This is a genomic window from Priestia sp. SRI_019, assembly GCF_057586255.1.
Genome location: NZ_JBYCZN010000029.1, coordinates 1 through 921, shown reverse-complemented (window position 1 = coordinate 921; position 921 = coordinate 1). Strand labels below are relative to the sequence as shown.

Genomic DNA, 921 nt, shown 5'->3' with positions numbered 1-921 from the left:
GTGAGCGGGAAGTTCAGCCGCTGTTCGTGCCCCGCGACCATGTGCACGCAGCGGTCGGCCAGCACCGGCAGGTCGCCCAGGATCTCCTCGGCCCAGTCGAAGTGGCCGTCCATGAACCCCAGACCCAGCAGGGAGCGGTTGACCGAGTGGGACAGGCCCACCGAGGCCACGCAGTCGAACAGGCCCACGAAGCCCAGCTGCACCGGGATGCCGGCGAGCTGGCGGTCCGGGCCTACGAGTTCGTTCAGCCAGTAGCAGAAGGTCCGTGCCTGGGCGGCGCCGCGTGAGAAGCCGAAGACGTTGACGCGGATGAAGGGGTAGTGCGGGCGCTCGCGGCCCCCGTGGGCTTTCTGGATCGAGGCCTGGACCTCGGTGGCCAGCCGTTCCATCCAGGCGCGCCGGCTCTCGCGAATGGTGACGTTGTTCCTGTAGATGTCCTGCACGCCCACCTCGACCCGCTGCACGTAGTCGTACAGCTTCTCGGTGATGGCTTCTGGCTGGAACAGCGGCTGATCTTGGGCGAAGGCCTTGTGCACGGCGTTGATGACTTCCAGCAGGCCGAACAAGATGCGGGCCTGCCCGCCCTTCCCCAGGGACATGCCCTCCATGCTCTCGCGCCATTCCTCGTTGGCGTCAAACCGCGTGCCCACGCCGGGGACGTAGATACGGTAGTGACCCAGTTCGCGCCGCCCCGGCGGGGGTGCGTCCACTGCGGGATGGGCGTTGTACAGGCGCGCGACATTGCTGTGCTCGCGCAGCGGCTCGTCGCGGTCGCGGTTGTTGTTCGTGCCATCGAAGAACACGCCGATGTACAGCGGCACGTCGCAATGGGGCTGGGGCTTGTAGTGCTCCAGTGACATGGCATGGCTGTGCTCCTCCATGCTCGGCTCCATGATGTGCTCGCTGCCCTCGGGCAGGAAG

1 protein-coding gene is annotated in these 921 nt (G+C 66.8%); it reads right to left on the bottom strand.

Annotation, left to right across the window (positions count from 1 at the left end):
• Positions 1-921 (bottom strand): phospholipase effector Tle1 domain-containing protein (locus AC2YJL_RS27630; RefSeq protein WP_487375095.1); only part of this gene is annotated, 921 nt, incomplete at both ends.